This window comes from Caulifigura coniformis, from assembly GCF_007745175.1.
GTDB classification, from domain to species: domain Bacteria; phylum Planctomycetota; class Planctomycetia; order Planctomycetales; family Planctomycetaceae; genus Caulifigura; species Caulifigura coniformis.
This window is the reverse complement of sequence record NZ_CP036271.1, coordinates 6,597,512-6,617,777: the sequence shown is the minus strand read 5'-3', so window position 1 is coordinate 6,617,777 and position 20,266 is coordinate 6,597,512. Positions and strand designations below refer to the sequence as shown.

The 20,266-nt window shown below is 63.5% G+C and carries 13 protein-coding genes; 6 read left to right on the top strand and 7 right to left on the bottom strand.

Features of this window, described 5'->3' with window-relative positions:
• Positions 1-448 precede the first annotated feature (448 nt).
• The 3 genes from Pan44_RS26560 (at position 449) to Pan44_RS26550 (ending at position 5,343) form a co-directional block, all read left to right on the top strand.
• Positions 449-1,060 carry a biliverdin-producing heme oxygenase gene (locus tag Pan44_RS26560; RefSeq protein WP_145034750.1) on the top strand — a complete coding sequence of 204 codons (612 nt, stop codon included), beginning with the start codon at positions 449-451 and terminating at the stop codon, positions 1,058-1,060.
• A gap of 81 nt (positions 1,061-1,141) precedes the next feature.
• On the top strand, positions 1,142-3,904 hold the full coding sequence (locus Pan44_RS26555) for an ATP-binding protein (RefSeq protein WP_145034749.1): 2,763 nt from the start codon (positions 1,142-1,144) through the stop codon (positions 3,902-3,904).
• Positions 3,905-4,647: 743 nt separating this feature from the next.
• Positions 4,648-5,343, top strand: a complete 696-nt coding sequence (locus Pan44_RS26550; RefSeq protein ID WP_197453691.1) for an ECF-type sigma factor — start codon at positions 4,648-4,650, stop codon at positions 5,341-5,343.
• On the opposite strand, the gene Pan44_RS26545 is transcribed toward Pan44_RS26550, so the two are convergent.
• From Pan44_RS26545 to Pan44_RS26525, 5 genes are all read right to left on the bottom strand, one after another.
• The gene (locus Pan44_RS26545) at positions 5,340-6,194 is read right to left on the bottom strand and encodes a cyclic nucleotide-binding domain-containing protein (RefSeq protein WP_145034747.1); all 855 of its coding nucleotides are present in this window, start codon (positions 6,192-6,194) and stop codon (positions 5,340-5,342) included. The genes Pan44_RS26550 and Pan44_RS26545 overlap by 4 nt on opposite strands.
• A gap of 196 nt (positions 6,195-6,390) precedes the next feature.
• Complete coding sequence (locus tag Pan44_RS26540) at positions 6,391-8,796, bottom strand: carboxypeptidase-like regulatory domain-containing protein (protein ID WP_197453690.1); 2,406 nt, start codon at positions 8,794-8,796, stop codon at positions 6,391-6,393.
• A gap of 98 nt (positions 8,797-8,894) precedes the next feature.
• A complete protein-coding gene (locus Pan44_RS26535; protein ID WP_145034745.1) occupies positions 8,895-9,500 on the bottom strand; it encodes an HAD family hydrolase in 606 nt (201 codons plus the stop codon).
• Positions 9,501-9,554: 54 nt separating this feature from the next.
• Complete coding sequence (locus Pan44_RS26530; protein ID WP_197453689.1) at positions 9,555-11,567, bottom strand: PDZ domain-containing protein; 2,013 nt, start codon at positions 11,565-11,567, stop codon at positions 9,555-9,557.
• Between the two features lie 2 nt (positions 11,568-11,569).
• On the bottom strand, positions 11,570-12,106 hold the full coding sequence (locus tag Pan44_RS26525; protein WP_145034743.1) for a hypothetical protein: 537 nt from the start codon (positions 12,104-12,106) through the stop codon (positions 11,570-11,572).
• Between the two features lie 334 nt (positions 12,107-12,440).
• Here Pan44_RS26525 and rimI point away from each other — a divergent pair, with 334 nt between their 5' ends.
• Positions 12,441-12,914 (top strand): ribosomal protein S18-alanine N-acetyltransferase, encoded by a 474-nt coding sequence (gene rimI, locus Pan44_RS26520; RefSeq protein ID WP_197454138.1) that lies wholly within the window; start codon positions 12,441-12,443, stop codon positions 12,912-12,914.
• A gap of 75 nt (positions 12,915-12,989) precedes the next feature.
• On the opposite strand, the gene Pan44_RS27685 is transcribed toward rimI, so the two are convergent.
• Positions 12,990-13,289 carry a putative signal transducing protein gene (locus Pan44_RS27685; protein ID WP_197453688.1) on the bottom strand — a complete coding sequence of 100 codons (300 nt, stop codon included), beginning with the start codon at positions 13,287-13,289 and terminating at the stop codon, positions 12,990-12,992.
• 88 nt (positions 13,290-13,377) lie between these two features.
• Positions 13,378-13,929, bottom strand: a complete 552-nt coding sequence (locus tag Pan44_RS26510) for a DUF2617 family protein (RefSeq protein ID WP_197453687.1) — start codon at positions 13,927-13,929, stop codon at positions 13,378-13,380.
• Positions 13,930-14,425: 496 nt separating this feature from the next.
• Here Pan44_RS26510 and Pan44_RS26505 point away from each other — a divergent pair, with 496 nt between their 5' ends.
• Both Pan44_RS26505 and Pan44_RS26500 read left to right on the top strand, forming a co-directional pair.
• A complete protein-coding gene (locus tag Pan44_RS26505; protein WP_145034739.1) occupies positions 14,426-15,361 on the top strand; it encodes a LysR family transcriptional regulator in 936 nt (311 codons plus the stop codon).
• A gap of 87 nt (positions 15,362-15,448) precedes the next feature.
• A complete protein-coding gene (locus tag Pan44_RS26500; protein WP_145034738.1) occupies positions 15,449-20,167 on the top strand; it encodes a glutamate synthase-related protein in 4,719 nt (1,572 codons plus the stop codon).
• The last annotated feature ends 99 nt before the right edge of the window (positions 20,168-20,266 follow it).

Sequence of the window (20,266 nt, the reverse complement as noted above, 5' to 3'; positions counted from 1 at the left end):
TTGCAACCGGGTGCCGCGGGCAGGCCGTGTACCTGCGGCCAGCCCAATCAGACGTGGCCGGGGACGCACCGAAGCGAAGCCTCCAGGCGTGGGCCGCCGAACCCTCCCCCACTCCCCCCCGAGTGAAGGCCCGCGTTGAGTGCCATACTCACATCGCGAAGCAGGGTGAGCATGCGAACGTTGCCGACCTCTCCCACGCCCCCTTGCTCCCTCCGTCTCTGCGTTTTCCGTCTCTCCGCGGTGAACCTTTCTCCTCGCCTGGGCTCGCGCGCAACCGTCCCCCGAGTATTCGAGGGCCCGAACAAAGTCCAACAGCACGCTTGGCCCGTCTCGCGCCCCGCACCAGCCCACACGGCGCACAGAACGGCAGGGTGGCCGTGGCGCTCGTCGTGATAGAATTGAGCTTTGATTGCTGAGAAGGTTGCCTGAAAGGAGTGCATCTGCGGAGATGAGCACGCGTTCAACAAGTCCGTCACCGACGATGGCCGCGCTCCGGGAGACGACCGCCGAGGCCCATCAAGCCCTTGAACGGACGGTTGATCTTCCGAGACGACTGGAGTCGGCCACATCGTACCGGAGGTTTCTGGAAGCGTTTCTCGGGTTTTACGAGCCGGTCGAAGACCGCCTGCGAAGCATTCGCGAACTCGAGGCCGTTGGGATCGCGCCCGAGCGACTTCAGAAATCGAAGTTGCTGAAATCCGACCTGACGCGTCTTGGAACGTCCGGGCAGTCTCTCGCGCAGCTGCCGCGATGCCAGGACCTGCCTTCGCTTCAAGGCGTGCCCGCGGCTCTGGGGACGCTGTACGTGCTGGAAGGCGCGACCTTGGGCGGTCAACTCGTCAGGCGGGAGGTCGAACGAAGGCTCGCCGACTTTCCCGAGTGTGGCCATTCGTTCTTTTCCAGCTACGGGCCTCGCGTCGGGGCGATGTGGAAGGCCTTCGGAGATTGCGTGTCGGCTTACGTCGCAAACGATCCCGGGAGCGACGGGCTCATCGTCGACAGCGCCGTCGGCACATTTCAGTCGATGCAGCGGTGGCTGGAACACGCGCTGAAAAGTTGACTGCAGACCCTCTTGTTGAGCAGCGGCCCCTGCGAGAAACTGAAATGCCCCCCCAACAAGTCCGTCGGCGAAGTCGAGCGTATGCAGTCGTCTCAGATCGACCTTTCCAATTGCGATCGCGAGCCCATCCACCAGTCCGGAGCAATCCAGCCGCATGGAGTGTTGCTGGTCTGTCGAGCGCCGAATCTGGAAGTGGTGCGGGTCAGTGAAAACGCGGGAGACCTGATCGGCCTCGAGCCTGCCGCGCTGATCGGGCGCCCCGTCGCGGAGATTTTCCGGCCTGAGGATGCAGAGCACTTCGAGGCGGCGCTCCGCACCGAAGTGTTCGACACCAAGCCGGTCTACTTCCACACGATTCAGGTTCGCGAACCGCCGACCGCCTTCGACGCGATCACACATCGCAACGGCAACAACGTCCTGCTCGAGCTCGAGCCGTCCGACGACCGGAACTCGCTTTCGGCGCCGGAACTCTATCGACTCGTGCAGCGTTCCATCGCACGATTGCAGAAGGCTCAGTCAGTCGATCATCTCGCCCGCGTCTGCGCCGATCAGGTCCGCAAGATCAGCGGCTTCGACCGCGTCATGGTGTACCGCTTCGACGAGGAGTGGAACGGCCAGGTCATTTCGGAGGAACGGCGAGACGACCTGGAGCCCTTTCTGGGCCTCCATTATCCGGCGTCCGATATCCCTGCCCAGGCGCGTGAGCTCTACACCCGAAACTGGCTGAGGTTCATCGCCGACTGCGGCTACCGTCCGTCGCACATCGTTCCGGCCTGCGACGCCGGCAGTCGGTATCCGCTCGACCTGAGCTTCTCGGTCCTCCGCAGTGTGTCACCGATTCACCTGGAATACCTGAAGAACATGGGGGTGCAGGCCTCCATGTCGATCTCGCTCATCCGCGACAACAGGCTGTGGGGACTGGTGGCCTGCCATCATTATTCCCCGCGTTTTGTTCCTTACGACGTTCGGACTGCCTGCGAGCTGCTCGGGCAATTGATGTCGCAGTCGATCGCCAGCGCCGACGATCGTGAGCTGGCCAGCTACCGCGCGACGCTCCGTCGAGTCACCGACGACCTGTCGGAAAACATCTCGAAGTTCGAGGACACGGCGAAGGCACTCGTGGAATCGACACCCACCATGCTGGACTTCGTCGCGGCCGATGGGGCGGCAGTCGTCGTGGGGGATGCGATCACCCGCATCGGCCAGACGCCTGGTCCCGACATCATCCGCGAGCTGTCCGCGTGGTTGCGACACAACGTGACCGCGGATGTGTATGCGACCGATAACGTCCAGGCGATCTTCGGGATGGGCCGATTGAGCGCCGTGGCCAGCGGCCTGCTCGCCGTGTCTCTCACAGGGTCGCGAGTGCATCAGCTGCTGTGGTTCCGGACGGAATTGGTTCGCGAGGTCCACTGGGCGGGAGACCCCTCGAAATCGGTCGTCAAAGGAGACGGCGCCGCACGGCTCAGTCCGCGAGGGTCGTTCGCGTTGTGGAAGGAAACCTTGAAAGGCCGCAGTCGCCCTTGGACGCCGGCGGAACTCGATGCGGCACAGATGCTGCGAGACCGGATCTCGCGACAGATGCTGCGGCGAAGCGAGCAACTGGCCTCTGCAAATACAGATATGCGGCTCGCCAGCCAAGAGCACGAGCGAGCACTGGCGGCCGAACGGGCGGCGAGAGCTGAGTCCGAGCGGGTCGGCCGCGCCAAGGACGACTTCGTGGCCACGCTGTCCCACGAACTGCGAACGCCGCTGAACGCGATTCTCGGATGGGCGCAGATCCTCGCTCAAAAAGAGCAGATCGACCAGGAAACGGCCGACGGCCTGGAGGTGATCGAGCGGAATGCACGATCCCAGGCCAAGATGATTGAAGACCTGCTCGACGTGAGTCGCATCATCTCGGGAAACATCCGGCTCGACCTCCAGGAGACGAACCTGCCTTCGATCGTGAAGACCGCGATCGAAACCGTGTCGCTCGCCGCAACCGCCAAAGGCATCCGGATCGAGACGATGATCGATCCTCTGTCGGGTCTGAACACCACCGGCGATCCGGGCCGGCTTCAACAGGTCGTCTGGAATCTGCTTTCCAATGCGGTCAAGTTCACACATGCACGCGGCAAGGTGCAGGTCATTCTCGAGCGGGTCGATTCGCACGTGGAGCTCAGCATTGCCGACAACGGCCAGGGAATCGCGTCCGACTTCCTGCCGCACGTGTTCGATCGATTCCGCCAGGCCGATAGCTCGAAGACGCGGCGGTTCGGCGGATTGGGCCTCGGCCTGGCGATCGTGCGGGATCTCGTCGAGCTGCACGGTGGCATTGTGCGGGCCTACAGCGCTGGCGTCGGCAAGGGGGCGACATTTGTCGTGTCGCTTCCGGTGCGCGTCGTGCAACTGCCAGCAAAGGAAACATCGCCGGAATCGCGACTCAGTGGCTCCCGGCCAGACTGTGAGGCACTGAATCTCAAGGGCGTCCGCGTACTGGCTCTGGATGACGAAAAAGATGCGCGGGATGTCGTGAAGCGAATGCTCGAAGAATGCGACTGCGAGGTGACGACTGCCGCGTCGATTGAGGACGCGCTCGAAGCTCGCCGCTCGGCGGAATTCGATGTCATCATTTCTGACATCGGAATGCCGGACGGCGATGGGTATGAGTTCATCAAACGCTGGCGGTCGCTCGAGGCCAGCGAGGGGAAGTCGAAGACGCCGGCCGTCGCGCTGACTGCCTATGCCCGCGCCGATGACCGGCGGAAAGCATTGCTCTCGGGCTTTCAGGCGCACCTCGCAAAGCCGGCGGACAGCGCGGAACTGCTCGCGCTCGTGGCGAGTCTTGCCGGGCGAGTCTGACGCTGATCGCAGCCGGTGGGCGCGCCGGGTACGACTGCCGGCGTGGCCGGGGCTGGCCCAACGGGAAGCCCCGGGCGAACGTTGCCGTGCCCTCCCCCTTTAAGCGAAGGCCGGCGTTAGGTGCCATGCTCACATCGCGAAGCAGGGTGAGCATGCGCACGTTGCCGATCCCTCCCACGCCAGACCACTCGGCGCCCCGAGATCCAGGCCAGCCCCACACCTCGGCCCGTGTCGGCTGCGCTCCAGACACCACTCGTCGCAACGACGGGGGCCATCAGCGATGGACCAGAGGAGAGAACGTGACAGGGCCCGTGATCCGGCGGATCACGGGCCCGTCAGAAGCCCGCCCGCCAGCTCCCGCTCTTCATGTCGAAAGCCTGATGCAATCCCCTCGGCGAGCCTGTCGACTCGTCGGGATTTGCTAGACTCGGAAACGGCCGCTCGGACAGCAGGTTGCAGTCGAAGGTTTTAGCCCGCCAACGACTCCCGTGTCCGGGCGGCCATTTCCACCACCGCCAGAGAACGACGGCGGCGATGGCATCAGCGGACCACTCGTGCACACGTGAGTCGCCCGCTGGCAATCGCTCAACTGAGAGACGCGGCCCGACTCAGCAAACCGACACAGAATTGAAGAAATTTTTCGTCTGGAACAAAAACATCATCTGGAAGGCCCTGTCCCCTGGGTGTTTTTCGCAGGATTCAGTTTTCTATCGTCATCGACATCCAGAACTTACGGCCGATCCGTGTTGCCTCCTGCAAATCCTCGAGAACTCGACGATTCCGTGACGGCCTGGGTGGAACGCCTGAGGCACGGTGATCGCGCTGCGGGCGACCTCCTCGATGTGCACTTCCGGGACGCCCTCGTTCGCGCGGCCCGGAGTCGCTTCGCAAACGTGATCTCCGCGGCCGCGGATGAAGACGACCTGGTCCAGAGCGTGTTTCACGCGGTGTGGAGCGCGGCCGTCCATGGATCGCTGACCGAAGTGCGTGATCGCGACCCATTCTGGGGGCTGCTCCTGACGATCACTCGCAATAAAGCGATCTCGCGTCGACGCAAAGAGCGGGCTCGAACGCACGCCGGAGGCCGGGCCGATCAATTCAGCCAGCTGGGGGACGGGGCGGTTGTCGAGGCGGTTTCGACGTCGGACATGGAGGTCGCGGATGAGGTCATCGCGGGCTTCCTCGAGGAACAGGAGCGGTTGCTCCTCGCCCTTCAGGACGAGCCCGAAAGACAGGTCGCGATCTACAAGCTGCAAGGGCTGAGCCATCCCGGAATTGCCGCCCTCCTGGAGGTGAGCGTTCGAACGGTCGAACGAAAGCTGGCGCTCATTCGCCAGGGATGGATGCAGATTCGAACCTCACTCGAGGGTAGATTCAGGATGAGTTCGAGACGCGGCGGCCGGCCGACATTCGATCGTTTCCGGAATCGGCCCGGTTAGCGTCGTTCCACCGTAATTCGGAACTGGTACGGCGAGACCCGCGACCCGAGGATGACGACGTTGTCTCCCCGTTCCAGGCCGCAGTTGCGCATCTTCCCGCGTCCCCCGATCGAAGTCTCGTTGACGACGCATCCCAGCGCGCTGCCCCGGTCGCGAATCGCCGGCCCGACGCCGTCGACATAGATTTCGCAGTGGTTGCGCGAGACGTTGAACGGCTCGTCATCAAGTAACCACAGGTCGTTCAGGTCGAGAGCTTCGTTCTCGTCGGCCGCAGCGGCGCGCCCCAGGCGCAGCGGAAACTGCGTGACGAGTAACCCCTCTTCCGGCAACGTTTCCGCGGCCTTCCGGGTGAGAGGATGGACTACGACGATCCATTCGCCGGCGCGCCCCTGTGAAACAGGGAACTGGCTGGGTACCCCCGCGGCGGATTCGCCGGGTCCGCTCGCTGTCGATGCGTCGATCCCGAAACCGTCGTCCGCAAGGAATGCTTCGTCGGCGAATTGAAAGTCGGCATCGTCATCGTGAGTGGCTGCCCTCAGCCGTTCAAACAAGGTCCGCAGGCACTCCCGGATCGGCGCCGGCGCGTTGAACAGCGTGCGTTCGAATTCTTCCCGGGCGACCGCGACCACGCGTCCGCCCGTCAGCGCGCGGGCGGTCACATCGCGCGGACGCTCATCAACGAGCGCCTGCTCTCCGAACACATCCCCCGACCGGACGATCCGCGCGCGGACGGGCGACGTGTCCGGACCGGTCAGAAGCTCGACCTCGCCTTCATGCACGAACCAGGCGGTCTGCCCCGGGTCGCCTGCTTCAAAGAACACGTGCCCCGCGTCGAATTTCAGCTCGTTCATTGCAGTCGCTCTTGATGTGGCCGCCAGGGTGCAGTTGCAGCAGAAGGGTGCGAGAACGTCGGGCGAGGCATCGACACCGCTTCAATGACGCCTAAGTTACCGGGAGAGACCGGCCGCGCACCACACGCGGGAGAGCGCGGGGCCCATCGAGTCTCCAACGCGGCGACATGCGCTGGAATCTGCACCGGCCGGGCGGCTACTCGAAATGGACTTCGACCGTCTCGCCGGGGCCCGCGGTCACGGTTCGATTGCCCAGACTGCTGCTCCTGTAGAACGTGGTCCCATTCTCGCGATACGGAACGGCCTCGCTCATCAGCGTGACGTTCACAGTGCCGGCCGAGACTCCCTTGATCGTGAACGTCGAGCGATCATCCCCGGCCTTGAAACTGACGTCCCGCGAGTCGAACGTTTCCTCGGTCGAGCGAACGGACACCCGGCCCGGATCCGGAAACGCTTTCAGATTGATGCGTCCAGTGATCGTGACGCCGGCCGGCGCGAGCAGTTCGAGCCGGCCCAGTTGTTCCGCCGTTCGCTCCTCCAGCTTCCGGACCCGCGTCGAAGGGGTTTCGTCGCCCCAATAGACGAGCTGCAGCCCGATTCGACTGGAAACCCTGGGAAACCGGAAGCTGCCGTCGGCCGCTGTTGTGGCTTCATGCGCGAACCTGCAGGCGGCGATGTTCTTTGCCTGATGGATGCGGATCAGGTGCATGGGGACTTCGCGCTGGCCGTTCGGATCGTTCGCGGCCAGTTTCGGATCGCATCCGATCAGGTGAACCAGGACCCCCTCGATCGGATCTCCCTTCGGGTCGAGAATGACGCCGGCGACCTCGACCAGCGACCCGGGATCGATCGGCTGCATCTTGATCTCAAGATCCGATTCGCCCCGGTTCGTGACGGCGACCGGGACGTGAGTCGCATCAAACCCCTCAGCCTCGATGGTCAGGGCGTAGGCGGTGTTGTTCGGGAGTTCTTCCCAGAGCCATCGGCCTGAGTCGTCGTTGATCGTGCGTCCGCTGTCGCCCCAGTCGGAGGGAATGCCTCGAGACCGCTGGGCGCCCGCCGGGGGCTTGCGGGCGAAGCCCAGCTTGACGTTGAACCGACGGACCGGCGCACCGGTGGCGGCGTTGGTCACGAGGCCGCGGAAGTGACCTGTGGACTCCAGAGTAATGACGTGCTCTTCCTCCTGATCGAGGGGAATCTTCACCTGGTCCTGCGGTGTGTACCCGCTGGCGCTGATGTTCGCCGTCGACTCCGGCGGGAGAGACGTCGATGAAAAACGTCCTTCCTTATCGACGTCGAGCTTGTGTCCGAAGAGCCCGGAACCGTAGTTGCCGTTGTTCACGTAGACCGACGCATTGGAGACTGGCTCGCCGGCCGCGTTGACGAGCCGGCCGCGGTAGCGATGCCCCTTTTCGAGGTTGACCGTCAACCTCGCGGGGCCATCGGTCGACGGCATCACTTCAATCAACTGGGGCGCGAATCCCTCCGCGCGCACTGCCAACTCGGCCCCTTTTCCCAAATGCCGCAGATACAACCTGGTGATTGAACATTCGCCGCGGTCGTTGGTTTTCACCTTGTGATAATCGCCAGAGGAGGAGCCGTAGTTGAGTATCTCCGCCCCTGGCACAGGCTGACCTTCGGGATCGACCACGGTGATGTCGGCGTCTCCTCCGTGGCGTCGGGAAGGAAGGACGATCTCCAGCGGCCGATAGGGCGCGCCATTGAGCGAGATCGACTGGTGGTGAGCCTCGTGCTCTTTCAACGAGGCATAAATGCGGACCGACTGCGTGAGCGGGACGTAGTTCAGAGTGAACTTTCCCTCTTCGTCCGACTTCACGGAATCGAAGCCGTCGGAACCACGCTCGGGCGAGGCGCCGATGCTCACGCCAGCCAGCGGCCTCCCCTGATCGTTCACGACCTTTCCCTGAATGAACCCTCCGGGCGGCAGCTTGAAGGTCACTTCTGTGAGTGGGTCTTTTAGCGTCTGCGTGACCGCTTTCAGCTGGAAGCCCGGTGCCTTCGCCTCGATGTGCTGATCGTGAGGCGTCAGGCCATGAATCAGCACAGCCCCGTGCCCATCTGTCGCGGCAGTGTCATCAAGATCGGTCCAGCGCAATCGGACGAAAGCCCCCTCGATGGGCTGCCCGGTTTGTTCCGCGAGAACCCTGACCTTGAGGGTGAGCGCCTCCGTCAGCCTCAGATCGACGGGCTCCGAGGATCCGTCGTCCGCGATCTTTGCCCTGGCGTAGTCGAAGTCTTTCGTGCGCGACGCCTTCGTTCCGTGGAAGGCGTAGATGCCATAGTCGCCGGGGCTGAGGTTCTCGAACCGATAGCGGCCGTCTGCATCGCTACGCACACGCGTGATCTTGAACTGCAGGCGGTTCCCGCCGCCGGGGGGACGTTTGAACATGCGGACTTCAACATCGGGAACGACGCCCCCGGTGTCCGCATCGACCACGATGCCCGAAATGGCGCCGATCTTCGGTTCCGCGTCCTGGGCCACCGTCGACGACGCCAGCGCCAAAGCCACAAGCGAGAGAATCGCGAGAGCGTTCACGCGGGGCGCGAAGCGTCCCGCCGCCCGGAGAATCGTGAGCACCATAATCATCTCCCTGCCCTGCGGAGAAAGAGGTCGCAATCGTGCGCCCCTCAGCTTCCGCAACGGTCCCCCGAACGTCAATCGGCAGCGGCTGAGAGGATTCAGATCGTGATGCCACGCGCCGCCAGTTGCGGGATTAGCGCGGCCACGTCCGTGAACACTTCGGCCTGCAGTCCAAACTCACGACCCGCGGCGACGTAGGCGGGGATGTCGTCCGTGTAGAAGCATTCCTCCGGGCGGCAGCGGATCGCCTTCATCGCGGCCTCGTAGATCGCCGGCTCCGGCTTGATCGCCCCGACTTCATAGGAGAGGACGAGTTCGTCGAACAGATCGAGCACGTTCCAGTGGCGGCGAATCCAGTCGACATGCCAATGGCTCGTATTGGACAGGACGACCAGCCTCAACCCCCGGCGTTTGAGCGATTCGATCACCGGAACCAGCGGCTCGTTGAGCTGGAAGATGTCGCTGCACGCAGTGCTCAGCGAGACGAGCTCGATCTTCCGTTCGCGCTGTTTCTCGACGGCGGCAAGGAGATCCCCCTCGGTCACGAGGCCGCGTTCGAAGTTCCACATGAGTCCCGAGTCGATCAGAAACTCGCGGGTCTCGGGACCCGTCCATTCCAGCACGGCGCCGATCTGCTCACACATGCGGGCGTGAGAGAAATGGACGATGACGTTGCCGAGGTCGAACAGGATGGTGCGGAGCAAGTGACTCGAGTCCGAAACGAGAGTTGGTCGGGAACTGGACTGAGAGGTGGGAGCTCAGACGCCGTCGAGGGTGTCGATCCAGCGGACGAGTTCGCCGACCGTCTCCGCTGTGGGGCCTTCCTGGCCGGCTCCTTTCCATTCCTGCAGGATCAAGGGGTACTTCTCTTTGCGGTAGGGCTCGATGCTCTTCCTGATGGCGGAAGCGGTCGGGCTGCCGTCGAACGTCGAAACGTGGAACCGGACGGGATTCTCGGGGTCGACTTCGGGAACGCGCGCCGGAAGGGCGAAGCCGATGGTCGCCACCGCAGCGACGACGTCTCGCTTCGTGAGCCCCAGGAACAGCGCCAGCCGTCCTCCTTCCGCTTCGCCGACGACGACGGTGCGTACCGGGTCGATCGTGTAGCGTTTCTGCATCTTCGCAATCACGCCCAACACGAATTCGACGTCGGACGCCCCCCACTCCTCGTTCGACGCCGGCGGCGCGACGAGAATCAGACCGCGCTCTTCACAGTGCGACTTCCAGAGTTCGAGCGTCGAGGCTTCCCGCTTGTCCGCCTCAGGATGCAGCCAGACGACCAGGCCATACGAAAAGGCCGGGTTGTAGTGCTCGGGCACGTAGGCCCAGAAACGACGGTCGTCCCCCTCGATCGTGTCGACGAAACGACCCGTCTTGAGATCCTTCGGCGCCTCGGCCGGAGTCGGAATCACAGGAGCAGCGGGTGTCTCCGGCACGGCCTCTGGCGTGGCGGCCAAGGTCGCCTCGCGCGTCGACTTCTGGCCCTTCTCTTCAATCTCCAGGGTCACTTTGTCGCCGGCCGCCTGCGTCTCGAGCGCCGTCTGCACATCCGCGAAAGACGGAGTCGACTTGTCTCCAACTTTGATGACGGCCATTCCCGGCTTCAGGCCAGCCGTCTCCGCAGGAGACCCCGGAAGCACGGCACGAATCGAAGCAGGTCCCGGTTCCGATTTCGGCTTCCGTTCCGGGAGCAGCCCCAGAAAGCCGAGTTCGAAAGGTGGAATCTGGCTGACGAGAGTCACGGGCTTCTCGAACGTCTCGCTTCCGCGGCGAACCTTGAGCACGACCGAATCACCGCCGTACTTCGGGCCGAGCAGTTGCTTGAGGGTTGCGGCCCTGTCGACCTCCTGCCCGTCCAGCCCGACAATCACGTCGTTGGCGAGGAGCCCGGCGGCCTCGGCCGGTGAACGCGGCCGGACCTTGTCGATCTTCACCTCGCCGGTCAGGAGTCCCTTGTCGGGATAGAGAATACCCAACCGGCCGGGCTTCAGGGTCTCGCCGGCCTTGAGCCGGTCGACCACCCTCAGGATGTCGACGAGTGGAACGGCGAACCCGATTCCCGAGTCGTACCAGTCGACGCCGGCGGTCACCTCTTCGCGGTCGGGGGACATCGGGACAATGATGCCAAGGCAGCGACCATTGAGGTCGACCAGCGCTCCTCCGTAGTTGACCGGAGAGATCTTGGCATCGGTCTGGATCGCCTTGCCGGAAATGCGATTGAGCGCGCTGAGGATTCCGACGCTCACGTTGGGAAACGTCGGTTCCAGGGTCCGGCCCAGTGCGATCGTCCACTGGCCGACGCGAAACTCCTCGCGGGGAACGGCCTCGAGCGTCTTCAACCCTTCGGCATCGATTTTCAGCAGGGTGAGCTGTCTCGATTCATCCTTCGCGACCAGCCTGGCAGGATGTCGCTGGCCTTCGCCCACCGTCACCAGAATGGAGGTCGGCTGGGACAAAAAGTTGAACGAGCTGGTGATGATCCAGCCATCGGCGCCGACGACGACTCCGGAGGTCGGCCCGTTGGCGATCAGCGTCTCGCCGATCACGTCGACGCCGCCGATCGTCTCGATGCGGACGACCGACGCTTCGGCCTTCAGGGCCGCCTGTTGGAACGCGCGTTCCTCGAGGATCGGGAGTGGGATGGACTGCGCGGAGAGTGGGGCGACCGGCGTGCCGAAGATCGCGGCGAGGACGAGGGCCGCGCCGAAAGAAACCCGGCTTCTTCGGAGAACCCGGGCATCCCGCAGGATGGTTTCTGACATCAGCTTCATCTTCACTCCTTCGGCAGCGGAAGCTGCATGATCCAGGTGGTCCATTCGCCGGGACCGGCCTCATCATAGCCGCCCCAGAACAGCACCGCCGGTTCCCGCCCGGATCGGGCGACGCCGACGATCCTGCGGCCCACTTCCTGAAGCTGGTGGACGGACCAGACCCCTCCCGGATCGCGGGCCAGTTCGATCGCGTCCCGGAATGGATCGTCCTTCGTTTCAACGGCCCCCGTCCGGGACGCGACTTCCGACACGGCGGCGGCGATCTGGTCGCGAATCTTGTTCACGACGGCGTCCCGTGCGGCCGCTTCACTCCCCCGAACTCGATCCTGGACGACAGGAAGAGTGTCGCGCAGGAGGTCATTCAACGGCGCAACCGTGTCCGATGTAGTGGAAGGTAAGGCGTTGCCCGTCGATCGCATCTGCCAGAGATTCATCGCGACCGTAACGAGGCCGCCCGCCACGATGGCGATCAGGATGAGCCGCGTGGTGGCGGTCGCGACGCGGCCGGCGAGCCGCGGATGAGCCGTGTCCTGATTCATCCGGGAAGAGCGTGGGAAAGCGGGGCCAGGTGGGGCGGAATCGGGACGCCGGAGGCAGCGTGTTTTGCATCTTACCGGCGGAAGATGCCGCTTCGCAGCGGCCGAAACGGGGATTGATGGAGATGCGCCCCTCGTTTTCGCGATCGTCCCACAACAGGCCTTCTCCCGCTGTGTGCCATTCATTAACTTGCTCGCGTGACGGGATCAGATGACGAAGGAACGTCGGATGTGCCCGATCGGGGCTCGATGCTGCTGCCGGTGCATGGAGGCATAAGTGAGCAATATCACGAAACAACAACTCGACGTGCAGATTCGCTGGCTGATCCGCCGCGACATGCCCGAGGTTCTCCAGATCGAGCGGACCAGCTTCGCCACCGCCTGGACTGACGAAGACTTCCTCTGCTGCCTGCGGCAGCGCAACTGCATCGGCATGGTGGCCGAAGCGAATCATCAGATCGTGGGGTTCATGATCTATGAACTGCACAAGGCCAAGCTCCACATCCTGAACTTCGCCGTCGCTCCGGAAGTCCGCCGGATGGGCGTCGGCAAACAAATGGTGCTCCGGCTGATCGACAAGCTGTCGCAACAGCGTCGCAACGAGATCCTGCTCGATCTCCGCGAAAGCAACCTCGACGGCCAGCTGTTCTTCCGCACCCAGGGTTTCCGGGCCGTCCGGGTGGTTCGCTGCCACTACGACGACACGGCCGAAGACGCCTACATCATGCAGTTCCGGCTCGACCGGCAGTCCGACGAACTCGCTCCATACATTCCGCAAAACCGGATCTCGGACATCGAAGAGGCCGCCTGAGATTCGCTGCGAGACCACATTCAAACACCCCGGCCGCTCCAAAGCAGCCGGGGTGTTTTTCGTTTGGCGAGTCGGCTACGGCGTTTCGTCACGCGCATCGAACTCCGGAGCGATATCGTCCGCTTCATCGGGTTGCGCTGCGGACTGCGCGCGAGTGGCTTCATACTCTTCGAGAAGGCGCCGCGCAGCCTCCTGATCTTTCTCGAAGACCCACACCTTGGGACGCTCGATCCCGCCGACGCCCGCGTAGACCGAATTCTCGTCGGTCACATGGGCCTCGATGCCCTGGCCAGAGAGCAGGTCTTTCAGAAAGTGCCCTTCGAAAGAATCGCGGGCGACGTAGGCCTCGATCATCCGCTCGGTCGCGTGGTCCATGGCTGCGCTCTCATCCGGTCTGGTGACGGGGCTGCGTCGCAAGTCCTCAATTCTAGAGGAGGGACTCCCGCGGGGAAGCCGGTCGCGATCAGGCGGCCGGCAGTTCGTAGAGCGACTGCGTCCGCAGCACGGCCGAGTTCTCGGGGAACGTGTGGAACGCATGGAACATCACGCCGCTGGCGAGAGACTCGGCACGAATGACGCTCAGCGGCCCCGGCTGCAGGCGCCCCGCGCCGGGAAACCGGAACGAAATCGCCGAACTGCGGGCGTCGAGCGTCAATTCCTGCTCGATATTCCGGAAGGCCACGGCGTCGACCGCATCAATATGGGCGCTGAAGTGGGCGTGGACGCCACAGCTCAGCGGAAGGGTCCAGTCGCGGCTTGCTCCGAGCTTGTGTCCGGCGGCGAGGCCGCGGTCGGGCGTCATGAGGCGGGCCGGAATCGCCAGTTCGGTCGCGACGCCGGTCGGCGTCTGGAGGGCAATGACATGTCCGCCGGCGCAAATGCTGATGGCCGCCTTCCAGCCGGCCCCGTCAATCTTCTTCGTCGCACGGATATCGAACAGCTCAGGATGAATCGCCCTGTCGTACAGGCGAAACGCGAGTTCGAATGCGCTGGGATGAACGGACTGAACAGCCATCCGGCCGACTTTCATGAAGAGGTCTGCCGACTATATCCCTCCTTCCGACACTCGCCAATTGCGGTCTTTTGAGGTGGTGCCTGGGGTGGGAAAAAAGTTTCACCACAGAGACCCAGAGGACGCTGAGAAGAGGGAGGTCGCGGCTGGCTGGATCGGGGGCCGCTTTGGAATGAGCTCTTCAGGCGATGGTGGAACTGTGGGTCGGAATGTCGGACGTGTCCAACCGAGTTCAGAACTCATGACGTGAACCGGTGGTTCGAGCTGCGGGCCGAGATCTCCCTCTTCTCTGCGTCCTCTGTGTCTCTGCGGTGACATTCCTTTTCTCAACTTCCCGCGAACGCATTTTCGAAACTCCGTGTCGCGAAAACATCCACGCGATTGACACCCGCCCCTGGCCTCCATAACCTATTCATCAATAACACGCCGGTCACTTCATTCGTCCGGCGGATGACACGGTGCAACGGATGCCGTTTTCGAGGGACGCGCGGCCGTGACCATGCTGCTGCGAAATGCAGAAATCTTCTGTGATGTCGCCAACTGCCGGAGCTTCTCCAAGGCGGCAGCGGCTCGCGGCATGTCCCAACCGGCCATCAGCCAGGCAATTCAGCAACTCGAAGAGCACCTTGGCGTTACGCTCATCGATCGCTCGCAGCGGCCCCTGCAGCTCACCCCTCCCGGCGAAGCCTATTTCGATGGCTGCCGTCGACTGTTTTCCGACTACCGGCTCCTCGAGGATCGGGTCCAGAACCTGAGTGCCAAGGTCACGGGGCGTGTTCGAGTCGCGGCGATTTACTCGGTCGGACTGCTCCAGATGGCGGAGTACGTCAGCCGCTTCGAGGACCGCTATCCCGATGTCGTCCTGCAACTGGACTATCTCCATCCAGACCAGGTGTACGAACGGGTGAATCAGGACGAGGCCGATCTCGGCATCGTGTCGTTCCCCCGCGACGGCGGCGACATCGAATGCATTCCCTGGCTCGACCAGGTGATCGGGGTCGTCGTTGCGCCGCAGCATCGACTGGCCGCGAAGACGGACATCGCCCTCGCGGAAATCGACGGCGAAGACTTCGTCGCGTTCACACAGGACCTGCGGATCCGGAAAGAGATCGACCGCACCCTGCGGAAGAACAAGGTGTCGGTGAACGCCGTCCACCAGTTCGATAATATCGAGAACATCAAGCGCGCCGTCGAAATCGGAGCCGGCGTTTCCATACTTCCCCTGCCGACCGCCCGGCGCGAGATCGACGCGGGAATGCTGAAGGCGCTGCACCTGACGGGTTTGAAGTGGCATCGTCCGCTCGGCATCGTCAAGCGGCGTCACAAACATCTGTCGGCGGCCGCGTCGCGGTTCGTCGAACTTCTGCAAGAGGCTCTCGGGGCTGACGACCCCTGGACGAAACGGGCGCCCGCTGAGCGGGCCAAGGCTGACTGAAGACTCTGAAGTACTCGGAGCAACGTCGCCTCGAAGATTCCCCGAATCTGTCGGACGACTTGCCTCCACCCCCTGAGGATGGACGAAATGTCTCAACCCACCACCCACCATTCGCAATCCGCCCCCGCTCTCCACCAGGAGTGGCCGTCGGCATTCGGCCTGTATTCGCCGGAATTCGAGCATGACGCCTGCGGCGTCGGCTTCGTCGCGCACCTCAAGGGCAAGCCGTCGCGGCAGATCATTGATGACGCGGATCGCATGCTGCGGCACATGGATCACCGCGGAGCCTGCGGCTGCGAGGAAAACACCGGCGACGGCTGCGGCATGATGACCGCCCTGCCCGACTCCTTCCTCCGCAAGGTCGCCGAGCGCGACCTCGGGATCGAGCTGCCCAAACAGGGCCTCTATGCCGCCGGCAACGTGTTCCTGCCGACCGACGACGAGCAGCGAGAATTCTGCAAGGAAGTCATCAACGAGATCATCGCCAAGCAGGGACAGAAGCTGCTGGGCTGGCGCGAAGTGCCGACGTCGGCTGAAGCCGCGGATCTCGGCCCCACGGCCCGCGCGGCGGAGCCGGTGATCGAACAGCTGTTCGTGGCGGCCGCTCCCGGCCTGACGCAGGACCAGTTCGAACGCCAGCTGTTCATCATCCGCAAATGGGCCTCGCGGCATCTGCGGACCGAAAGCGAGATCTCGCAGGCGCTGATGTTCTACATCTGCACCCTGTCGACGAAGGTGCTCGTCTACAAGGGCATGCTCACCTCGTCGCAGGTGATGCGGTACTACCAGGACCTCCAGGACCGTGACTTCACGAGCCACCTGGCGATGGTTCACAGCCGGTTCTCGACGAACACGTTCCCCAGCTGGGATCGCGCGCATCCGAACCGCTACATGGCCCACAACGGCGAAATCAACACGCTGCGAGGCAACGCCAACTGGATGACCGCCCGTCAGGGCGTCATGTCGTCGACGACGTTCGGGAACGACCTGCGGAAGCTCTTCCCGGTCACCGAGCCCCATTGCTCGGACAGCGGCAACTTCGACAACGCGCTCGAACTGCTCGTGAACGCCGGCCGCAGCCTGCCTGAGGCGGTCATGATGATGATCCCCGAGGCCTGGCAGAATCACCCCTCAATGCCCGAGGACAAGCGGGCGTTCTACGAATACCACTCCGCCCTCCAGGAACCCTGGGACGGTCCCGCCTCGGTGAGCTTCACCGACGGCAAGTGCATCGGCGCGATTCTCGACCGCAACGGCCTGCGACCCAGCCGGTACTACGTCACGCATGATGACCGCGTCATCATGGCCAGCGAAGTCGGTGTGCTCGACATCGACCCCGCAAACGTGAAGCTCAAGGGACGCCTGCAGCCGGGCAAGATGTTCCTCGTCGATTTCGCCCAGGGGCGGATCATTGATGACGAAGAGCTGAAGCACGAGATCGCCGGCAAGCGTCCGTACAAGCAGTGGCTGAAGGAGCAGCGGCTGACGCTCGACGAAATCGTCCAGGCCCACAAGTCCTCCAACGGCAAGTCGGAGAATGGCGATCGCGTCACGGGTGACTTCCTGCTGCGGCAGATGCAGGCCTTCGGCTACACGGCCGAAACGATGCACTTCATGCTGATTCCGCTGCTGCAGACGAAGAAAGATCCGCTCGGCTCGATGGGCGACGACACGGCGCTGGCCTGCCTCTCCGACCAGCCCCGGATGCTGTACGACTACTTCAAACAGCTGTTTGCGCAGGTCACGAATCCGCCGATCGATTCGATCCGCGAAGAGATCGTGATGTCGCTGGAATGCTTCATCGGCCCGGAAGGCAACATCCTGGATTCGACGGCGCAGCACTGCCATCGCCTCGCGGTTCCGCACCCGATCCTGACGGACGAGGAACTCGCCGCGATCAAGCACCTGAACCACCGCGGCTGGAAGTCCCGCACGATCGACGCCACCTGGGCGAAGTCGGAAGGGACGGCCGGGCTGCTCCCGGCCATCGAGCGGATCTGCAAGGAGGCCGAACAGGCGATCGACGACGGCTGCGCCCTCGTGGTGCTCTCCGACCGGGCGACCAATGCCGATCGCGTGGCGATTCCTGCGCTGCTCGCCGGCGGTGCCGTGCATCATCACCTCGTCCGCAACGAGAAGCGGACGCGGATCGGCATCGTGCTGGAATCGGCCGAAGCTCGCGAAGTGCACCACTTCTGCCTGCTGACGGGCTATGGCGTCGACGCCATCAATCCGTACCTCGCCTTTGAATCGATTCGCCAGGCCCGGAGCCGCGGCGAAGTGAAGGGAGACTACACCGACGAGAAGATCGTGGCCGCCTACCGCAAGGGCGTGGCCAAGGGGATGCTCAAGGTGATGGGGAAGATGGGCATCTCCACGCTCCAGAGCTACAAGGGGGCCCAGATCTTCGAAGCCGTCGGCCTGTCCGATGCCGTCGTGTCGCGCTGCTTCGCCGGCACGGCCAGCCGCATCAAAGGCATTGGCTTCCCGATCATCGCCGAGGAGGCGATCCGCCGCCACGAGCTCGGCTTCCCCAGCCGCGAGGAAACGGAGCGACTTCCGATCCTGCCGAACCAGGGCCTGTATCACTGGCGCCACAACGGCGAACGGCATGCCTGGAACCCGTTCACGATCGCCGAGATCCAGCAGGCCGCCCGCGCCGGCGACAAGGACGCCTACGCCCGGTTCGCCAAGCTGATCAATGAAGTCGTCGCGCGGCAGTGCCACCTCCGCGGCCTGTTGCGGTTCAAGAAGGAAGTCCAGCCGTCGATCCCGCTCGAGGAGGTCGAACCGGCTTCCGAAATCGTGAAGCGGTTCTGTACCGGCGCGATGAGCTACGGCTCTATCTCGAAGGAAGCCCACGAGACGATCGCCGTCGCGATGAACGTCCTCGGCGGCAAGAGCAATACGGGCGAAGGTGGCGAAGACTACGAACGCTTCGTCCCCGTCGAGCTCGATCTCAGGCTGCACGAGACGATCAAGAAGACGACCGAGCGGTTCAAGTCGAATGGCGAGCCGCAGCCGAACGTTTATTCGAAGCGCTCCGCCATCAAGCAGGTGGCCAGCGGCCGGTTCGGCGTGACGAGCTGGTACCTCACCAATGCTGACGAGATCCAGATCAAGATCGCCCAGGGTGCCAAGCCCGGCGAAGGCGGTGAGCTCCCCGGCCACAAGGTCGATCGCGTCATCGCCGCCACCCGTATGTCGACCCCCGGCGTCGGCCTCATCAGCCCGCCGCCGCACCACGACATCTACTCGATCGAAGATCTCTCGCAGCTCATCTTCGACCTGAAGAACACCAACCCTTCCGCCAAGATCAGCGTGAAGCTGGTCTCGGAAGTCGGCGTCGGCACGATTGCCACCGGCGTGTCGAAGGGACACGCCGACAAGATCCTCATCGCCGGCGACAACGGCGGCACCGGAGCCTCACCGCTCACGAGCATCAAGCACGCCGGCCTGCCGTGGGAACTGGGCATCGCCGAAACGCACCAGACGCTGGTCCTCAACGACCTCCGCAGCCGCGTGAAGCTCGAAACCGACGGCCAGCTGAAGACCGGCCGAGACGTCGTGATCGCGTGCATGCTCGGAGCCGAAGAGTTCGGCTTCGCGACAGCTCCGCTGATCACGATGGGCTGCATCATGATGCGGAAGTGTCACCTCAACACCTGCCCCGTCGGCATCGCGACGCAGGATCCGGACCTCCGCGCCAAGTTCCGCGGCTCGCCCGAGCACGTCATCAACTACCTGTTCATGGTCGCGGAAGACGCCCGCCAACTCATGGCCCAGCTCGGCTTCCGCACGATCGATGAAATGGTCGGTCGGACGGACCTCCTGGAACTCGACACCGACGTCGCCCACTGGAAGGCCAAGCACCTCGACCTCAGTCCGCTCCTGAAGGTCAGGAAGCTGAGGCCGGACGTCGGCGTCTACTGCCAGATTCCACAGAAACACGGCCTGGAAACGACGCTCGACCAGACACTGCTCATCCCGCAGTGCCAGCCGGCGATCGAGAAGGCCGAGCGGGTTCGGCTCGACATCGACATCCAGAACATCGACCGTGCCTTCGGCACCACGCTGTCCCACGAGATTTCCAAGAAGTGGGGCCCGCAGGGACTGCCCGAAGACACCATCCGCCTCATCTGCCGCGGCTCGGCCGGGCAGTCGCTCGGAGCCTGGTCGGTCAACGGCGTGACGATCGAAGTGATCGGCGACGCGAATGATTACGTCGGCAAGGGACTTTCCGGCGGCAAGGTCATCATCTATCCGCCCGATGAATCCTCGTTCGTTCCCGAAGACAACATCATCATCGGCAACGTGGCTCTGTATGGAGCGACCTCCGGCGAACTGTATGTCCGCGGCCGCGCGGCCGAACGGTTCTGCGTCCGCAACTCGGGAGCGAAGGCGGTCGTGGAAGGCTGCGGCGATCACGGCTGCGAATACATGACCGGCGGCCGGGCCGTCGTGCTCGGAGCAACCGGACGCAACTTCGCGGCCGGCATGTCGGGCGGCGTCTCCTATGTGTGGGACCCCAACGGCAAGCTGCTCGAGAACGTCAACCTCGAGATGGTCGAACTGGAAAAAATCGAAGAGGAAGACGACGTCGCCGAGCTCAAGGAGATGATCTCCAACCACCAGCGTTACACGGGATCGGCCGTCGCCGGAGCGATCCTCGAGAACTGGGATGAGGAACTCCCCCGGTTCCACAAGGTGATGCCGGTGGACTACAAGCGCGCGATCACGGAACTGAAGGCCCAGGCCGAAGCCGAAGCCGCGGGCGAGGAAGCCCCAGTGGAGGCGGCTCACTGAATTGAAGGAAGGCAAGAACCACGGATAGCACGGATCAAAAGGATAAGGGGCGGTTCGACCTGGTCACCGCCGTGACAGAAAGTGTGTCATTGGCTTCAG

What these genes read in the sequence shown, in the direction of transcription:
- Pan44_RS26560 (WP_145034750.1), top strand. Translation starts at nt 449, where the DNA reads ATGAGCACGCGTTCAACAAGTCCGTCACCGACGATGGCCGCGCTCCGG.
- Pan44_RS26555 (WP_145034749.1), top strand. Translation starts at nt 1,142, where the DNA reads ATGCAGTCGTCTCAGATCGACCTTTCCAATTGCGATCGCGAGCCCATC.
- Pan44_RS26545 (WP_145034747.1), bottom strand. Translation starts at nt 6,194, where the DNA reads ATGAACGAGCTGAAATTCGACGCGGGGCACGTGTTCTTTGAAGCAGGC.
- Pan44_RS26540 (WP_197453690.1), bottom strand. Translation starts at nt 8,796, where the DNA reads ATGGTGCTCACGATTCTCCGGGCGGCGGGACGCTTCGCGCCCCGCGTG.
- Pan44_RS26530 (WP_197453689.1), bottom strand. Translation starts at nt 11,567, where the DNA reads ATGAAGCTGATGTCAGAAACCATCCTGCGGGATGCCCGGGTTCTCCGA.
- Pan44_RS26525 (WP_145034743.1), bottom strand. Translation starts at nt 12,106, where the DNA reads ATGAATCAGGACACGGCTCATCCGCGGCTCGCCGGCCGCGTCGCGACC.
- rimI (WP_197454138.1), top strand. Translation starts at nt 12,441, where the DNA reads ATGCCCGAGGTTCTCCAGATCGAGCGGACCAGCTTCGCCACCGCCTGG.
- Pan44_RS27685 (WP_197453688.1), bottom strand. Translation starts at nt 13,289, where the DNA reads ATGGACCACGCGACCGAGCGGATGATCGAGGCCTACGTCGCCCGCGAT.
- Pan44_RS26510 (WP_197453687.1), bottom strand. Translation starts at nt 13,929, where the DNA reads ATGGCTGTTCAGTCCGTTCATCCCAGCGCATTCGAACTCGCGTTTCGC.
- Pan44_RS26505 (WP_145034739.1), top strand. Translation starts at nt 14,426, where the DNA reads ATGCTGCTGCGAAATGCAGAAATCTTCTGTGATGTCGCCAACTGCCGG.
- Pan44_RS26500 (WP_145034738.1), top strand. Translation starts at nt 15,449, where the DNA reads ATGTCTCAACCCACCACCCACCATTCGCAATCCGCCCCCGCTCTCCAC.